The organism is Cytobacillus luteolus, from assembly GCF_017873715.1.
Taxonomy (GTDB): Bacteria; Bacillota; Bacilli; order Bacillales; family Bacillaceae_L; genus Bacillus_BV; species Bacillus_BV luteola.
On the sequence record NZ_JAGGKM010000008.1, the window covers coordinates 42,526 to 58,255 of the forward strand.

Genomic DNA, 15,730 nt, shown 5'->3' on the forward strand with positions numbered 1-15,730 from the left:
CGTTTACATTTCATGAGCTAAAAATTGGTTATTGTAAAAGGAAAGAGAACTCTCTATAATGTCCATTATACAAATACATTTGTTCATTGTAGAAAAACAAAAATAAGGTGGGGAAAGCTATGAAAAAGATATCTGTAGGACTGTTAGGGTTAGGTACAGTCGGGACAGGAGTGGTTACAATCCTGACAAATCATCAAGACAAACTAATGCATCAGGTGGGTTGTCCAATTGAATTAAGAAAGGTATTAGTTCAAGACATAAATAAAGATAGACTAGTAGAAGTTGACCAATCCCTACTAACGTTAGAAGTAGATGATGTCGTTTGTAATCCAGAGATCGACATCGTGATTGAGGTAATGGGTGGAGTAGAAGAAACAAGAAAGCATATTTTAGCTGCTTTAAAAAATAAAAAACATGTTGTAACTGCAAATAAAGATTTAATGGCTTTATACGGACCAGAATTGCTCATGGAAGCAACTAACAACGGCTGTGATCTCTTTTATGAAGCGAGTGTAGCAGGAGGAATTCCTATTCTAAGGAGTTTAGTTGATGGGCTAGCTTCAGACAGAATTACAAAAATGATGGGTATAGTCAATGGGACAACAAATTTTATACTTACAAAAATGAGTAAAGATAAACGGACATATGAGGATGTGTTATCAGAGGCACAGCGATTAGGTTATGCAGAATCTGACCCTACCTCAGACGTTGAAGGCATTGACGCTGCTAGAAAGATGGCCATATTAGCTACACTTGGATTTTCGATGAATATTGCCTTAGATGATGTTAGAATCAAGGGGATTTCAACGATTTCAGAAGAAGATCTAGATTACAGCAAAAGATTTGGGTACACGATGAAGCTTATCGGAATGGCTGCACGTGATGGAGATAGAGTTGAGGTAAGTGTTGAGCCAACTCTCATTTCTGATCACCATCCATTGGCTTCAGTTAATGACGAATATAATGCGGTTTATGTGCTCGGTGAAGCGGTTGGTGAGACAATGTTTTACGGACCAGGTGCAGGGAGCTTACCTACTGCAACTGCCGTTGTATCAGATTTAGTTGCAGTGATGAAAAATATGAGGCTTGGGGTTAATGGTCGCAGTGCTGTTTCTCCTCAATTTGAAAAGAAATTAAAGGTTGCTTCTGAAATAAAATCAAAATACTTTTTAAGAATTCATGTTCAGGATCAAGTTGGAGCATTTTCAAAAATAACAACAGTCTTTACCAACCATGGGGTTAGCTTCGAAAAAATCCTTCAATTACCTTTAAATGATAAGAATATAGCTGAAATTGTAGTTGTAACACATAAAGCTTCACTAAAAGATTATGAAGAAATTTTACAAGAACTTGAAGCATTGGAAGTCATTCATCAGGTTAAGAGTTCGTACAGAGTTGAGGGAGAGGGAATGTAATGCTATGGCAAGGGTTATTAAAGCAGTATGCTAAGTATTTACCGATAAATGATAATACTCCTGTATTATCACTGAACGAAGGAAACACCCCACTTGTTTTTCTTGAGAAGCTATCAGAGAGACTTGGTATTGAACTGCACGTAAAAACGGAGGGAGCCAACCCTACTGGTTCCTTCAAGGACAGAGGAATGGTAATGGCAGTAGCCAAGGCGAAGGAAGAAGGCAGTGATACGGTCATTTGCGCATCTACAGGAAATACATCTGCATCAGCTGCTGCATATGCTGCAAGAGCAGGAATGAAAAGTATTATCGTCATACCAGATGGGAAAATTGCAATGGGGAAGTTAGCTCAAGCAGTTATGTATGGAGCAGAAATCGTTGCAATTCAGGGCAACTTTGATCAAGCTCTTAAAATGGTTAAGAATATAAGCGAAACTGAACCAATCACTCTAGTGAATTCGGTAAATCCATACCGATTAGAAGGGCAGAAGACAGCAGCTTTTGAACTTTGTGACCAATTAGGTAAGGCTCCTGATGTGTTAGCCATTCCTGTAGGAAATGCAGGGAATATATCTGCTTACTGGAAAGGTTTTAAAGAATACCATGACTTAAAACAATCCGGCTTGCCTAAAATGCATGGATTCGAAGCAGAGGGAGCCGCAGCAATAGTTAGAAATAAAATAATTGAAGATCCAGAGACAATTGCTACGGCAATTAGAATAGGTAATCCAGCTAGTTGGGATAAAGCAGTGGATGCTGCAAAATCATCGGGCGGTAAAATTGATGAAGTAACAGATGAAGAGATTCTTTATGCTTATAAGCTTTTAGCAAGAGAAGAAGGTATTTTCGCTGAACCTGCTTCTTGTGCCTCCATCGCAGGGGTTATGAAGCAAGTGAGAAGTGGTGTGATAAGTAAGGGAAGTTTAGTTGTTGCAGTGCTCACTGGAAATGGTTTAAAGGATCCTAACATAGCGATTGATTCAACGAATTTTAAACCAATCGTACTGCCAAATGAAGAAAAGGTAGTATATAGGCATATTAGGGGAGTTGTCCCACAATGCTAAAAATAACAGTGCCAGGTAGTACGGCAAATCTTGGACCAGGGTTTGACTCAATCGGACTGGCTATAACAAAATATTTAAAACTGAACGTTAGCTTCAATGATAAATGGTGCTTTATCCCACAAACGAAAGAGGTAGTAGGAATTCCATCTGGTAAAGAGAACTTAATCTATATCATTGCTTCAAATATAGCCAAACAATTTAATAAGAGCTTACCACCCTGTTCAATTGAAGTCTGGAGTGATATACCTTTAGCAAGAGGTCTTGGAAGCAGTGCAGCTGCAATAGCTGCTGGGATTGAGTTAGCTAATGCATTATGTGGATTAGACCTCACGCAAGAGCAAAAGGTTCATATTGGCAGCTTAAGTGAGGGGCACCCAGATAATATAGGTGCTTCCTTAATGGGAGGCCTTGTGGTTGGTAAGCATAATGAGGAAAGTACATTCGTTGTTAAACTTGGGGACGTTGATGTTGATTTGAATGTGGTTATTCCACCTTATAAGGTTATGACAAAGGATGCTAGAAAGGTACTACCAAAGACATTCACTTTCCAAGATGCAGTCCAGGCAAGCTCCGTTAGTAATGTACTATTGGCTGCACTCTTTACGAAAAATTGGGATTATGTAGGGCGTATGATGGAACAGGATATGTTTCATGAGAGGTATAGGTTAGGACTTATACCAGAAATTGAGGATATACGTGCAATTGCACTTGAGGCAGGTGCTTTTGGAGTTGCGTTAAGTGGAGCGGGCCCAACTGTCATTTGTTTTTCGGAAAAAGGGAGAGGTAAGGACGTTGAGAATAGCCTTCGTGAACAATTTCCGAAATATAAGGTGGAACAGCTGTCGATTGACTATATTGGGAGCAGGGTTGAAATGTAGTTAAAATGATTTATCGGCATAAAAAGTGGTGAAGTGCTGAAAACATAGACCGATAAAATGATTTATTGACCTAAAAAATGGGGAGGTCTTGAAAAATAGACCGATAAAATGATTTATCTGCCAAAAAAAGTGGAGAGGTCCTGAAAAATAGACCGATAAAATGATTTATCGACCTAAAAAGTGGTGAAGTCCCAAAATATTAGCCGATAATAATGATGTTAATCTGTAATTCACAAAAAGCTCTAATAAAAAAGCGATTTCCAAAAGGAAATCGCTTTAAATCATTTAGAAAACTTGCTCTACTTCTACAACACCAGGTACCTCTTCTAATAATGCACGCTCGATACCAGCTTTTAATGTGATTGTTGAACTTGGGCAGCTTCCACAAGCCCCTAGAAGGCGTAATTTAACAACACCATCTTCTATATCAACTAATTCGCAGTCTCCACCATCACGTAATAGGAATGGACGAAGTTTATCTAATACTTCCTGAACTTGTTCAACCATACTTGCTTCTACAGACATTTAACTCGACTCCTTTCTTTCTATATACCTCTATTATAATCAATAATGCCTGAAAAATCTATTCAACTGTTTTGTGTCTAAAAGTCTTTATATTGTCTATGTTACCATATATTATGTAAAATAGAAGTAAGTAAAATTGTATGAGGAGCTTATACTATGCCAACAAAAGAAGTCGAAATTATCGTATATGGTGCAGAGGTTTTATGTCCAAGTTGTGTAAATTTACCATCTTCCAAAGAAACATATGAATGGCTAGATGCTGCGATTGCAAGAAAGTTTCCTGAACAGGCCTTTACTATATCTTATGTTGATATTTATAATCCACCTGAAGATTCTACAAAAAAAGAATTTGCTGTTAGGGTTATTGAAGAGGATATGTTTTATCCGGTCGTTGTGATTGAGGATGAAATTGTTGGAGAAGGAAGTCCCAAATTAAAAACTATATACAAAGAACTTGAGAAATATGGTTACGTTCAAGCTGGAATCTAAAGAAAAAAGCCCACATCCATGGGCTTTTTCTCATCCGTTATGATATTTGTACATCCATAATACCCCGGACTTTAATAACCTCGGAACACGTCCTGTAATTGCTCGCTCAGCAACTAGTCCGAAACCGTGTTTTTTCCCTAATGAGCCAAGAACACCTTTTAATTTTATTGCTGGGAATTCACTAGGTGGCTCTTCGTTTTTCCAGCGTTTAACAAGTACTTGAACGATTTGTTCAGCCTGACCCTCAGCTAATTGAGCACTAGGTGCATGAGGTAAGCTCGCACAGTCACCAACTACATAAACATTTTCATTACCCGGAATATTGTGCTGTGGGGTTAAAACTACACGTCCACTAACATCCTTCTCAACCTCTAAGTCCCTTACAACCTTGCTAGGTTGTATTCCAGCTGTCCATACAATAACATCAACAGGAACTGCTTCATCCTGATTAAAAAGTTGTTTTTCTTCAACTTTTGTTATATTTGCATGATTAATGATTTCAACTCCGCGCTCAATAAACCAATTTTCTACATAATTACTAAGACGTTCTGGGAACATTGAAAGGATACGGCTCCCACGATCAAAAAGTTTAACCTGTAAGTCCGGTCGGCTCTCATTTAATTCACTAGCTAACTCAACTCCGCTTAGTCCACCGCCTACAATCGCTACAACTGCTCCTGGACCAAGATTGTTTAACTTTTGGTAGGTTGTACGTGAACTATCGATGGTTTGAATACTGTGAGTAAACTCTTCAGCTCCAGGTACATTATGATATTTGTCGTTACAACCCAGGCCAATCACTAGGTCATCGTATTTAACTGCTTCTTGTTCTTTTAAGTGTACTTTTTTAGTGTCTAAATCAACCTTAGTTACTTCCGCATATTTGACGTTCAGACGCGGGTGTTCAGGGAAAGTTACGCGAATGTGTTGGTCTGAAATTGTACCAGCTGCAAGTGCATAATATTCCGTTTTTAAACAATGATATGGTACTCTATCAATAAGGGTAATTTCGATATCTTCTGGTAGCTGATTTGGTAGAAGGCGTTGTAGCATTCTCATTCCACCATATCCTCCACCGAGTATGACTAGATTTTTCATGATGGGTGTTTCTCCTTTTTTATCGCTCGATTTATCAATAAAATAAGTATTGATCGCAATTTCAAAATGACATTAAAAGTATAGCTAAAATGTAGCGAAATAACAACATGTATATAGTAAATAATTCACCGATATAACAATAAAGATTGACGATTTCTTCTAAAAGCGATAGGATTATTAGTTAGTGGTGAGGTGAAAAACAATGATGCCAATAATAGAGTTTTGTGTTAGTAATTTAGCAAGTGGGGCACAAAGGGCACTGGAAAAACTAGAAAAAGATCCTAATCTTGATATTATTGAATATGGTTGCCTTAGCTACTGTGGAAAATGTGCTAGCACATTGTTTGCTTTAGTAAATGGAGAAGTTGTTACTGGTGATGATCCTGATTCATTAGTAGATAATATATATAAGTTTTTAGAAGAGAATGATATGTATTAAAAGGCTGGCTCATGTTGAGTCAGCCTTAATTGTTTATTATTACACCTTCATTTTTTGCTCTTCTCGCAATTCCTGCCAACGGTCTCTAGCCATTTGAACAATTCCTTTTTCGATTGTTTCGTTTTGTTTCTGGATCACTTTTGAGAAGTAAAGGGTAGCTTGTTTATATTTTTTTGTTCTGCGACTTAACTCTCCGATGAGGTATAAAAGTCTAATCTCTGACATATGTGTATTGTGATAATCATCTTCCATATAGGATTTTATGTAAGCATCCAATGCCAAGTCTGTAAAACGAATTTCCTGTTCAGTATGGTTATAGGTTCTTAATAACCAGGCCAACCTCATATATAAACCTGCAATAGTAATATACTTCTCTTTTTTTATCGAGGCAGAATAGATTCCTAACTTATATGTATTCATTGCTTCTTCGATAGTACGAGGTTCACAATAATTTACTTTAGACCAGTTATTACAGATTTTAGAATGAATTTCCTCAAGTGTATTTGCCGGAAAGTAGGAAGTAAATTCTTCCGACGAGGAGAAGCCGCAATGTGGACAAACACTTACATAATACAGTAGAGGATTTAAATCTTCTTTATGATAATAGGAGCAAAAATCTGTGTCATGCTTTACCGCTTTTACAAAACGTGATCTGATCTTTTTGGTCATATACGTTTTTTTGCAGCAAAGGCAAGTTATTTTACGATCATATAGAGGTTCTAGCTCCATACCCTCATCTCCTATCTAAGAATATATGGTATTAATTATACATTAATTGTGATAAATGGACTATATCTAAAAGTTTTTTATAGGATAATTAACCTATTAAATTGGAAAAACATTTGTTTTTTCCTGTCAAAAACAGATATAGTACATGAATTACGCAATTTGGGAAATCACAATGATATAACTATTATCATGAGGTGAACAAATATGAATTTCCTTTGGGGACTTGGTGGGATCGTGTCCATTTTTTTAATCGCTTTTTTGCTTTCAGAAAATAAAAAGAAAATTAAGTGGAGAACAATTTTAGGGGGACTAGGAATTCAGCTTCTTTTTGGATTCATTGTCTTAGAATTCCGCCCTGGGCAGATTGCCTTTCAGGAATTAACCACTGCCGTCCAGCATGTGATTAGCTATGCAAATGATGGGATACAGTTTTTGTTTGGTAGCTTAGCCAGTCCAGAACAGCCTACTGGTTTTATTTTTGCATTTCATGTGTTAACTATTATTATCTTCTTTTCATCACTCATTTCTGTTCTCTATTATCTAGGTATTATGCAAATTATCATCAAGCTTCTTGGTGGGGGACTTTCGTATCTTCTTGGAACAAGTAGAGCGGAATCTCTTTCAGCTGCAGCAAACATTTTTGTAGGTCAGACCGAGGCACCGCTTGTGATCAGACCTTATATTGAGCGAATGACGAAGTCTGAATTATTTGCTGTTATGACAGGAGGACTTGCATCAGTAGCGGGTTCAGTATTATTTGGTTATGCTGCTTTAGGTGTTCCTTTAAAATATTTATTAGCTGCAAGCTTTATGGCAGCACCAGCTGGTCTTGTTATGGCTAAAATGCTAATCCCTGAAACAGAAGTACCGAAGCATCTAATGAACAAAGGAAGTAATGATGAGGAACGAGCTGTTAACGTAATTGATGCAGCAGCAAGAGGTGCAAGTGATGGATTAAGATTAGCTGTAAATGTTGGTGCTATGCTATTAGCATTTATTGCAATTATTTCATTACTGAATGGGATTTTAGGTGGAATTGGAAGCTTGGTAGGATTCGAAGAGCTTTCCTTAAATTTGGTTTTTGGTTACCTTTTTGCTCCATTAGCTTTTGTTATAGGGGTACCATGGGAAGAAGCAATCGTGGCAGGTAGTTTTATCGGTGAAAAAATAATTTTAAATGAATTTGTAGCCTACTCTTCTTTTTCTACCTATTTGGATCAATTATCGGACAAGACGATTGCAGTCATCAGTTTTGCTTTATGCGGTTTTGCTAACCTATCATCTCTAGCAATCCTTTTAGGTGGTTTAGGTGGGCTTGCTCCTAGTAGAAGGCCTGATATTGCAAGACTTGGGATTCGAGCAATTGCAGCAGGTACATTAGCAAATCTACTTAGTGCTGCAATAGCAGGAATGTTTATCTAATAGTTAATCATAACAATACAAAAACTCCTCATGCTAGATGAGGAGTTTTTTATTAAGAAAAACGGGGGATGTTCATATTGTGTTCAAAATAAATTCATTTTATACTTAGTGCAACAATTTTTTTTGGAGGAACTCATCATTATGGATTACTTTACATTTACCAAAATGCATGCTTTAGGAAACAACTATATATATGTCGATATGTTTAATGAAAATCTGCCGGAAGATCTTCTTTCGAAATTAGCAGTTCGTGTATCAAATGTTCACACTGGAATAGGTTCAGACGGAATGATATTAATATGTCCATCAGATATAGCGCCAGTTAAAATGAGAATTTTTAACAATGATGGATCAGAAGGGAAAAATTGTGGAAATGGCTTACGTTGTGTTGCAAAGTATGCTTACGAGAATAAAATAGTATCAGAAAAGAACTTTAAAATTGAAACTCTATCTGGCCTCGTTGAAGCTGAAATCCATGAGGAAGCCGGAGAAGTTTATAGTGTGACTGTGAATATGGGCAACCCAAGGCTTCGGAGAAAGGATCTACCGATGATTGGCTTGGATTCAGAAATGGTGGTAAATGAACAGGTTGAATTTTCAAATCAAACTCTGTATATGACAGGGGTGTCCATGGGAAATCCACATGCAATCTTCTACGTTGATTCTATTGAAGATGCTCCTTTAACTACATTGGGACCTATAATTGAGAAGGATAGCCGCTTTCCTGAAGGTGTCAATGTTGAGTTTTTAGAGGTCTTAAATGAGAACGAAATTAACTTTAGAGTGTGGGAGCGTGGCTCTGGAATTACCCAGGCTTGTGGAACTGGCGCTTGTGCTGCAGTCGTCGCTTCTGTGCTTAACGGAAAAACAAAAAGAAATGAACAAACCACAGTCCACTTAGCTGGAGGAGACTTATTTATTACTTGGACAGACCAAGGACATGTATTAATGACTGGACCAGCAGAGGTAGTCTGCACTGGGACGTACTACTATAATAAATAAGCATCTTTTGATACTTGCTACAAGCTCAATCATTTGAGTGTTAATAACATAAACATTATAATAATTGTTAAAAGACTATAAAAGGTGGGTGACGATAATGACTGGAGTAGTTACAATAACTGAAGCAGCTAGTTATCAAATTCAGGACATGATGAAAGAAGGTGGCGAAGAGGGTTCTTTTCTTCGTGTTGCTGTAAAAGGTGGCGGTTGTAGTGGTCTTTCTTATGGTATGGGGTTTGAACAAGAAATGAACGAAGATGATATTCAATTCGAACAACATGGAATTAAAGTTCTTATAGATAAAGAAAGTGAACCTATTTTAAAAGGTGTTGTCATAGACTTTAAGCAATCGATGATGGGTGGAGGATTTACAATTGATAATCCAAATGCCATTGCATCATGTGGATGTGGCTCATCATTTAGAACAGCATCCAATGCAGGGAAACCAGAAGATTGTTAAATCGACAAAAGAGTTGAGGGACTAATGACCTCAACTCTTTTGTCTTATATTAGAACATACTAGAACTATGCATTGGTTGTATCCTTGCTTTAGGATCAATATAGGCTTTGGCATTATTTACTGCAGTTGGTGCTTCACCAAACCCACAAGCAATTAACTTAACTTTGCCTTCATACGTACAAATATCTCCTGCAGCATATATGCCTTCAATTGAAGTTTCCATTTTTGAATTAACGACAATAGAGTTCTTTTCAATCTCGAGACCCCAGTCTTTTATCGGGCCAAGTGAAGAAACAAAACCATAATTAACGATAACAGCATCAACTTCAAGATTCTCTCTTCGCTCACCTTTAGCATCCTGCAATTCAACTTGAGAGATATAGTCATCTCCAATTAGTTCAACCGGAACAAAGGGTGTCTTAACCTCTACTTTGGAATTTAACAATTTTTCTACACTATGCTCATGTGCGCGAAATTTACTACGACGGTGGATCAGCATGACTTTCTCTGCGATAGGCTCTAGCATTAAGGCCCAATCCACTGCTGAATCACCTCCGCCAAATACCGCGACCCTTTTTCCAGAAAACTGACTTAAATCATCAATGAAATAATGAAGATTTTTCTGTTCGAATTTAGTGGAATTTTTAAGATCAAGACGACGTGGTTGAAAAGCACCATTCCCAGCGGTTATTATAATTGTTTTCGAGTAATGTGTTTCTCGGTTGGTAGATATTTTAAAAACACCGTTATCCTGCTTTTGCACTGTTTTAACAGATTGATCAAGAGTAATCGTCGGTTCAAATTTTGACATTTGTTCTTTTAGATTATCAATTAGATCTTGTGCCCGGATTTTAGGAAAGCCAGCAACATCATAAATGTATTTTTCAGGATAAAGAGCAGAGAGCTGTCCGCCTAAATGTGGTAAACTTTCAATGATTTTTACACTTGCTTGCCTCATGCCTCCATAAAATGCAGTAAACAAGCCAGCGGGACCTCCACCAATTATTGTTATGTCATAAACCTTTTGATCTTCTTTCATCCAAATCCCCCCAATATGTTTTGTATCATATTTGGTTATAGGTGGCTTTTTACTACATTATGTTAGAGGGTAAACAGATATTATTTAATCTTTTCTACCAAACATTTGTTTAAATATTTTTAAGTTTCAAAAAGTGTTGATATGGCTTGAAATAAAGAGACAAAAGGAATAATATGATAAAGGAGATATAATTGTTAAGATTTAATGACAAATTTCGTACAGTTATATGTACTTAATTGTGATATTGTTAGTGAAGAATATCACAAACTTTTGGGCGGCTGAATCTTAAGCAAATGCGCCAAGTTTTTCTAACCATAAATAAAACATATCGGTAGATGATAAGAGTAAAGAAAAGTATCTATCGTGAAAACAAATTAATGAAGGTGGAGTTGATACGGTTGAGAAAGCCAAAGGTTGTTATTTTAGGAGCAGGATACGGTGGATTAATGACTGCTGTACGTTTGCAAAAAGCATTAGGGGTAAATGAAGCTGATATTACCCTTATTAACAAGAATGATTACCATTATGAAACGACTTGGTTACATGAAGCATCTGCTGGTACTATGCACCACGATCGTGTCCGTTATAGTATTTCAGATGTTATAGATAGTAGTAAGGTCCATTTAATTAAAGGGACTGTTTCAACAATTAATCGTGAAGAAAAGCGTGTTATCCTCGAAGAAGGCGAAGTTGAATATGATTATTTAGTAGTAGCTCTTGGAGGAGAGTCTGAAACATTCGGTATTAAAGGGTTAAAGGAATACGCATTCTCTATTACAAATGTAAATACTGCACGCCAAATAAAAGAACATATTGAATATCAGTTTGCAACATATAATACAGAAGAAGAAAAGAATGATGCTCGCTTAACAATCGTTGTTGGTGGAGCTGGTTTTACAGGCATCGAATTCTTAGGTGAGCTAGGTAACCGAATTCCTGAGCTATGCAGAGAATATGATGTTGATCAAAACAAAGTTCGTGTAATTTGTGTAGAGGCTGCACCTACAGTGTTACCAGGTTTTGAACCAGAACTTGTAGAATATGCTGTAAATCACTTAGAGCGTAAGGGAATAGAATTCAAAATTGGGACAGCTATTAAAGAAGCTAATCAAGAAGGAATTCTTGTCGCAAAAGGTGAAGAGGTAGAAGAAATCAAAGCGGGTACTGTAGTTTGGGCTGCTGGTGTACGTGGTAACAGTGTGATTGAACAAGCTGGATTTGAATCAATGCGTGGACGTGTGAAGGTTGACCCTCAGTTACGTGCCCCTGGTCATGAAGATGTATTCATCGTAGGTGATTGTGCATTAATGATTAATGAAGAGATAAACCGCCCTTATCCACCAACTGCACAAATCGCGATGCAGATGGGGGAAAATTGTGCAAAAAATTTAGCTGTTCTAGTTCGAGGACAGGGAGAATTAGAATCATTTACACCTGACCTAAAAGGATCTGTATGTTCACTTGGTGAAGATGACGCGATCGGGGTTGTATTTGGTAAGAAAATTTGGGGCTCAAAAGCATCATTTATGAAAAAGATGGTTGATAACCGTGCATTATTTATGATTGGTGGAGCTTCAACAGTATTGAAAAAAGGAAAGTTTAACCTTTTATAAGAATTGAAAGAGAGTGTGAACACACCTCTCTTTTTTTTGAAGTTTTTTTATAAGAAAAATGAAAAGGGTGATTGTTTGGGTACTAAAAGGGGAAATGTATGGTTGGCAGTCTCAGGACTGGTTACAAATAGACAGGGAGAATGGCTAGTGGTTAAGAAAAAGTATGGTGGATTAAAAGGAAAATGGTCATTGCCTGCTGGTTTTGTAGAGTCATTTGAAACTGTAGATGAAGCTGTGATTCGAGAGGTTAAAGAAGAAACAGGTATTATTGGAAGTATTAAAGGGATCGTAGGTGTACGATCCGGTGTAATCCGAAATGAGATTAGTGATAATATGATTATTTTTTCACTGACAACTGAAGATGAGAAGATTACAATTCAGGAATCTGAATTACTAGAAGCAAGATTTGTCCATCCAAGTGAACTAGCAAAAGATCCCACATCATCTGTAATCATAAACTATCTCCTTGAAAAGGGTACATCAGAACCACACAAATCTCATGACGGCATCAACCCAGGTGATCAATTTGGATACACAGCTTATAAGTTATTTTTTTAAAATAAACTATAATTATTAGAATAATAAGAAAAATACAGATTGTAAAAGCATTACTTGCATGTATTCGCTTACATGGGGTTTTTTAGGTTTTTTTGAATCTTTTCTTTTTTGATTAAAACTGATATATTATCAGAAAATTAAAACATTTTACAAAAGGAGAGATTCGAGATGAAAAGTCAGCAAACAGAAAGAGTAGAATGTGTATATTGTTCTGGGAAGGGTTACTTTCAATTGGTGCTAGGTGGATCTGAAACTTGTACATCATGTGGCGGTAGTGGTAAAAAATAAGTTAATTCATTCGTTTTAGATTGACTAGCCATTTACTCCTTTAGTACACTATTCAGGTGAGTTGTACTGGAGGTGAAGGTTACATATGCCAATGAGCATACCGGTTTTAATTATTTCAATGTTACTCTTCTTTGTTTTATTTTTCGGAATCGGATTTTTACTAAATATGCTACTACGTATGTCATGGATAATGGCGATTCTCTATCCAATTATTGCAATATTTATTATTGATGATATAAGATTTATTAATTACTTTAAATCACCGTCTGAATCTTTTTCTGCACTAATTAATAATACAATCGCACTTGCACCAGCCGATATATTAATTTTACTATGTGGTTTTATTGGGGCAATTTTCTCAGGAATTGTGATTCGCATGCTTAGATCAAAAGGTTATCAAATGTTCTAAATACATTCTGTTAAAAGACTCTTACGATTTGTAAGGGTCTTTTTTTTGTTTATTTTTTATGAAAAAAAAGCATACTAATCTCACCTTAATTTATACAAATTTCAGGGAAAAGGTGAAGATTTAATTGTGAATTGTTTTAAAATTATAAATTATTTTTTCCAACTTACGAATAATTTTCAATTGTTTTGGAAAGAAATAGATTCGTGAGAGGAGTGGAAAAAATGAATATACTAAAAAACACGACAAGACGAATAGTAATGGCTCTACTTTTTATTTTTGCTTTCTTTACTACATTTCAATCATTCTCTGGTGTCGAGGCAAAGGATTTATCGGATTGGTTTGACGATTATCGAGTGAAGCTGCAACAACAAGAATATAGTGGATATACGTACAATGTAAATTCAAAAAAGCGAGTTAGCCTTTTTCATAAATTTATAAGAAGGTCAGCTCCAGTCTCTTACTCGATCTCATCGAGTGAAGAGGTAAAAAGCTCATTAAAGCTTGAAGATGCAATTGATTGGACAAGATATCCAAGCCATACTGTTGTTGCAACTGGGTATACAGCTGGTGTAGAATCAACTGGAAAAACAGAAAGTCACCCTCAATATGGAATAACATATTCTGGTGTGAAAGTTAAGCGTGATTTATATTCGACTGTAGCTGCAGATTTAAGAGTATTTCCACTAGGTACAATACTGTTCATACCAGGATATGGATATGGGGTAGTAGCAGATAAAGGTGGAGCAATTAAAGGAAATAAAATAGATTTGTACTATGAAACAGTAGCTGATGTTTATGAGCAGTGGGGTAAAAAGAAGGTCGAAGTTTACGTTGTTAAAATGGGTAAAGGGAAGTTAACTGAAGAAGAATTAGCTAGTCTAAATGAAGATGAGACTATGCAGGTATTTCGTCAGCAATATATTAATCAAAAAAGTTCATAGTTAAATAGTTGAAAAGGGAGGCCTCTATGTAAATAGAGATCTCCCTTTTATAGTAGTGGATCAAGCCCATCGTTAATGGGAAAGTGTTCAGGGTGAATAAGGGATGCTACCTTTTTCAAACCTAGCAATAGTCTAGGAGATGGCCGACAGTAAAGGGCCTCTTCTAAAATGTGTATGTTATTATTTTTTACTGCCTCAAGATTGACCCAATCCGGTCTTTTTTCAACAAGACTTGGATTTACTTTATCTTGTCGAACACCAACCCATGCTAGGCAAATATGATTTGGTTTTCGATTTAGAACATCTTCCCAGTCTGTCTGAACGCTTGCAAGTTCAACATCTTCAAACAAATTACTAGCCCCAGCAAGGTCACTAATATAAGTTAGCCAATTAAGCTTTCCTGGTGTAAATACAGGTTTGGGCCACCACTCCCAATAAAGAGTTGGCCTATTAAAAATGCCTTTTGATATATGAGTATATTCTGTTATGAATTGATTATACTTATTTACTACTTGTGCTGCCTTTTTAGTTCGATTTGTATATTTCCCAACCGTAATAAGATCTTGAGCAATTTCTTCAAGAGAATTAGGATTAAGGACTATATGTGAAATCCCTCTTTTTTGAAGCTCATCCACATTTTTTTCCATACCAGGTACACTTAAAGATGCTAAAACTAAATCAGGTTTTAATTGCTCAACTTTATCCATATTTATTGAAAGGTCTGGGCCAAGCCGTGGTAAGCTTTGAACAGACTCAGGCCAATCAGAAAAGTCATCTACAGCAATAAGTTGATCTGTTAACCCTAAGTAGTGCAGTAGTTCAGTATTGCTAGGACAAATTGAGATAATTCTCATATAAATTCCTCCTACATTATGACAAGTAAATAATGTAATAGAAGTGTTAGTAAGATTCCAGAAAGGCCACCGAAGAATACTTCAATTGGCTGATGTCCTAATAACTCTTTAAGCTCTTTTCTCTTTTCGGTTTCATCCATCTTTGGCCACATTTTTGCTTCCTCTACAAACCTATTAAAATCAATGACAAGTCGATTTAAGACGGTAGCTTGTTCTCCAGCATGGCGACGAACTCCTGTTGCATCAAACATAACGATAATCGCGAATACTGCAGAGACCGCGAAAAGAGGGGATCCGACCCCTTCTTCAATTCCAATTCCAGTGGTAAGTGCAGTTACTGCAGCTGAGTGAGAGCTAGGCATACCGCCAGTACTTGTTATGAGTGACCAATCCACTTTTCTTGATGCAATAAATTGAATTGGAACCTTTACAAATTGTGCAAAACCAATGGCTGCAAGTGCAGCCCATAACGGGAAATTGGTGAATAAGTCCATACTGTACTTCCTT

The 15,730-nt window shown here is 36.6% G+C and carries 19 protein-coding genes; 13 read left to right on the forward strand and 6 right to left on the reverse strand.

Translation table 11 applies throughout. The annotated features are described in order from the left end of the window. Positions 1-119: 119 nt before the first annotated feature. The 3 genes from J2Z26_RS19380 to thrB are packed head-to-tail and all read left to right on the forward strand — an operon-like array spanning position 120 to position 3,357. Positions 120-1,415: a homoserine dehydrogenase gene (locus tag J2Z26_RS19380; RefSeq protein ID WP_193534894.1), complete on the forward strand. Its 1,296-nt coding sequence runs from the start codon at positions 120-122 to the stop codon at positions 1,413-1,415. Then, on the forward strand, positions 1,415-2,479 hold the full coding sequence (thrC, locus tag J2Z26_RS19385; RefSeq protein WP_193534895.1) for a threonine synthase: 1,065 nt from the start codon (positions 1,415-1,417) through the stop codon (positions 2,477-2,479). Before J2Z26_RS19380 ends, thrC begins: the two co-directional genes overlap by 1 nt. Beyond that, entirely contained in the window at positions 2,473-3,357 is an 885-nt protein-coding gene (gene thrB, locus J2Z26_RS19390; protein WP_193534896.1) for a homoserine kinase, read from the forward strand. Before thrC ends, thrB begins: the two co-directional genes overlap by 7 nt. 285 nt (positions 3,358-3,642) lie before the next feature. Here thrB and J2Z26_RS19395 read toward each other — a convergent pair whose 3' ends face one another. Continuing rightward, entirely contained in the window at positions 3,643-3,882 is a 240-nt protein-coding gene (locus tag J2Z26_RS19395) for a NifU family protein (protein WP_193534897.1), read from the reverse strand. A gap of 156 nt (positions 3,883-4,038) precedes the next feature. Here J2Z26_RS19395 and J2Z26_RS19400 point away from each other — a divergent pair, with 156 nt between their 5' ends. Then, positions 4,039-4,371 (forward strand): YuzD family protein, encoded by a 333-nt coding sequence (locus J2Z26_RS19400; protein WP_193534898.1) that lies wholly within the window; start codon positions 4,039-4,041, stop codon positions 4,369-4,371. Positions 4,372-4,401: 30 nt separating this feature from the next. Here the strand turns inward: J2Z26_RS19400 and J2Z26_RS19405 are convergent, their stop codons facing one another. Continuing rightward, a complete protein-coding gene (locus J2Z26_RS19405) occupies positions 4,402-5,469 on the reverse strand; it encodes an NAD(P)/FAD-dependent oxidoreductase (protein ID WP_193534899.1) in 1,068 nt (355 codons plus the stop codon). Between the two features lie 202 nt (positions 5,470-5,671). On the opposite strand from J2Z26_RS19405, the gene J2Z26_RS19410 reads away from it, so the two are divergent. After that, complete coding sequence (locus tag J2Z26_RS19410) at positions 5,672-5,908, forward strand: YuzB family protein (protein ID WP_193534900.1); 237 nt, start codon at positions 5,672-5,674, stop codon at positions 5,906-5,908. A gap of 39 nt (positions 5,909-5,947) precedes the next feature. Here the strand turns inward: J2Z26_RS19410 and J2Z26_RS19415 are convergent, their stop codons facing one another. Then, complete coding sequence (locus tag J2Z26_RS19415; RefSeq protein WP_193534901.1) at positions 5,948-6,637, reverse strand: DUF2225 domain-containing protein; 690 nt, start codon at positions 6,635-6,637, stop codon at positions 5,948-5,950. Positions 6,638-6,841: 204 nt separating this feature from the next. Between J2Z26_RS19415 and J2Z26_RS19420 the strand changes: the two genes are divergently transcribed. The 3 genes from J2Z26_RS19420 to J2Z26_RS19430 all read left to right on the forward strand — a co-directional run bounded on the left by J2Z26_RS19420 (position 6,842) and on the right by J2Z26_RS19430 (position 9,521). Continuing rightward, positions 6,842-8,059, forward strand: a complete 1,218-nt coding sequence (locus J2Z26_RS19420) for a NupC/NupG family nucleoside CNT transporter (protein ID WP_193534902.1) — start codon at positions 6,842-6,844, stop codon at positions 8,057-8,059. A 141-nt stretch (positions 8,060-8,200) separates the two neighbouring features. Beyond that, the gene (gene dapF, locus J2Z26_RS19425) at positions 8,201-9,061 is read left to right on the forward strand and encodes a diaminopimelate epimerase (RefSeq protein WP_193534903.1); all 861 of its coding nucleotides are present in this window, start codon (positions 8,201-8,203) and stop codon (positions 9,059-9,061) included. Between the two features lie 97 nt (positions 9,062-9,158). Further along, the gene (locus J2Z26_RS19430) at positions 9,159-9,521 is read left to right on the forward strand and encodes a HesB/IscA family protein (protein WP_193534904.1); all 363 of its coding nucleotides are present in this window, start codon (positions 9,159-9,161) and stop codon (positions 9,519-9,521) included. A gap of 49 nt (positions 9,522-9,570) precedes the next feature. On the opposite strand, the gene J2Z26_RS19435 is transcribed toward J2Z26_RS19430, so the two are convergent. Further along, on the reverse strand, positions 9,571-10,560 hold the full coding sequence (locus J2Z26_RS19435; protein WP_193534905.1) for an NAD(P)/FAD-dependent oxidoreductase: 990 nt from the start codon (positions 10,558-10,560) through the stop codon (positions 9,571-9,573). A gap of 377 nt (positions 10,561-10,937) precedes the next feature. Between J2Z26_RS19435 and J2Z26_RS19440 the strand changes: the two genes are divergently transcribed. The 5 genes from J2Z26_RS19440 (at position 10,938) to J2Z26_RS19460 (ending at position 14,369) form a co-directional block, all read left to right on the forward strand. Then, positions 10,938-12,173 carry an NAD(P)/FAD-dependent oxidoreductase gene (locus J2Z26_RS19440; RefSeq protein WP_227413631.1) on the forward strand — a complete coding sequence of 412 codons (1,236 nt, stop codon included), beginning with the start codon at positions 10,938-10,940 and terminating at the stop codon, positions 12,171-12,173. Positions 12,174-12,248: 75 nt separating this feature from the next. Further along, positions 12,249-12,731 (forward strand): NUDIX domain-containing protein, encoded by a 483-nt coding sequence (locus J2Z26_RS19445; RefSeq protein ID WP_193534906.1) that lies wholly within the window; start codon positions 12,249-12,251, stop codon positions 12,729-12,731. Between the two features lie 168 nt (positions 12,732-12,899). Beyond that, positions 12,900-13,019, forward strand: coding sequence for a YuiA family protein (locus tag J2Z26_RS19450; RefSeq protein WP_193534907.1), 120 nt, complete (start codon positions 12,900-12,902; stop codon positions 13,017-13,019). Positions 13,020-13,104: 85 nt separating this feature from the next. Beyond that, positions 13,105-13,428 carry a YuiB family protein gene (locus J2Z26_RS19455; RefSeq protein ID WP_193534908.1) on the forward strand — a complete coding sequence of 108 codons (324 nt, stop codon included), beginning with the start codon at positions 13,105-13,107 and terminating at the stop codon, positions 13,426-13,428. Between the two features lie 221 nt (positions 13,429-13,649). Continuing rightward, positions 13,650-14,369, forward strand: coding sequence for a 3D domain-containing protein (locus J2Z26_RS19460; protein WP_227413626.1), 720 nt, complete (start codon positions 13,650-13,652; stop codon positions 14,367-14,369). Between the two features lie 47 nt (positions 14,370-14,416). On the opposite strand, the gene J2Z26_RS19465 is transcribed toward J2Z26_RS19460, so the two are convergent. Next, positions 14,417-15,223, reverse strand: coding sequence for a cobalamin-binding protein (locus J2Z26_RS19465; RefSeq protein ID WP_193534909.1), 807 nt, complete (start codon positions 15,221-15,223; stop codon positions 14,417-14,419). Positions 15,224-15,234: 11 nt separating this feature from the next. Then, on the reverse strand, positions 15,235-15,717 hold the full coding sequence (locus J2Z26_RS19470; protein ID WP_193534910.1) for a divergent PAP2 family protein: 483 nt from the start codon (positions 15,715-15,717) through the stop codon (positions 15,235-15,237). Positions 15,718-15,730 lie beyond the last annotated feature (13 nt).

Excerpts from the sequence above, each read along its gene's own strand:
- J2Z26_RS19440 (WP_227413631.1), top strand. The coding sequence starts at position 10,938 with ATGAAGGTGGAGTTGATACGGTTGAGAAAGCCAAAGGTTGTTATTTTA.
- J2Z26_RS19465 (WP_193534909.1), bottom strand. The coding sequence starts at position 15,223 with ATGAGAATTATCTCAATTTGTCCTAGCAATACTGAACTACTGCACTAC.
- J2Z26_RS19460 (WP_227413626.1), top strand. The coding sequence starts at position 13,650 with ATGAATATACTAAAAAACACGACAAGACGAATAGTAATGGCTCTACTT.
- J2Z26_RS19450 (WP_193534907.1), top strand. The coding sequence starts at position 12,900 with ATGAAAAGTCAGCAAACAGAAAGAGTAGAATGTGTATATTGTTCTGGG.
- J2Z26_RS19395 (WP_193534897.1), bottom strand. The coding sequence starts at position 3,882 with ATGTCTGTAGAAGCAAGTATGGTTGAACAAGTTCAGGAAGTATTAGAT.
- J2Z26_RS19415 (WP_193534901.1), bottom strand. The coding sequence starts at position 6,637 with ATGGAGCTAGAACCTCTATATGATCGTAAAATAACTTGCCTTTGCTGC.
- thrB (WP_193534896.1), top strand. The coding sequence starts at position 2,473 with ATGCTAAAAATAACAGTGCCAGGTAGTACGGCAAATCTTGGACCAGGG.
- J2Z26_RS19455 (WP_193534908.1), top strand. The coding sequence starts at position 13,105 with ATGCCAATGAGCATACCGGTTTTAATTATTTCAATGTTACTCTTCTTT.
- J2Z26_RS19380 (WP_193534894.1), top strand. The coding sequence starts at position 120 with ATGAAAAAGATATCTGTAGGACTGTTAGGGTTAGGTACAGTCGGGACA.
- thrC (WP_193534895.1), top strand. The coding sequence starts at position 1,415 with ATGCTATGGCAAGGGTTATTAAAGCAGTATGCTAAGTATTTACCGATA.
- J2Z26_RS19470 (WP_193534910.1), bottom strand. The coding sequence starts at position 15,717 with ATGGACTTATTCACCAATTTCCCGTTATGGGCTGCACTTGCAGCCATT.
- dapF (WP_193534903.1), top strand. The coding sequence starts at position 8,201 with ATGGATTACTTTACATTTACCAAAATGCATGCTTTAGGAAACAACTAT.
- J2Z26_RS19410 (WP_193534900.1), top strand. The coding sequence starts at position 5,672 with ATGATGCCAATAATAGAGTTTTGTGTTAGTAATTTAGCAAGTGGGGCA.
- J2Z26_RS19400 (WP_193534898.1), top strand. The coding sequence starts at position 4,039 with ATGCCAACAAAAGAAGTCGAAATTATCGTATATGGTGCAGAGGTTTTA.
- J2Z26_RS19420 (WP_193534902.1), top strand. The coding sequence starts at position 6,842 with ATGAATTTCCTTTGGGGACTTGGTGGGATCGTGTCCATTTTTTTAATC.
- J2Z26_RS19435 (WP_193534905.1), bottom strand. The coding sequence starts at position 10,560 with ATGAAAGAAGATCAAAAGGTTTATGACATAACAATAATTGGTGGAGGT.
- J2Z26_RS19405 (WP_193534899.1), bottom strand. The coding sequence starts at position 5,469 with ATGAAAAATCTAGTCATACTCGGTGGAGGATATGGTGGAATGAGAATG.
- J2Z26_RS19430 (WP_193534904.1), top strand. The coding sequence starts at position 9,159 with ATGACTGGAGTAGTTACAATAACTGAAGCAGCTAGTTATCAAATTCAG.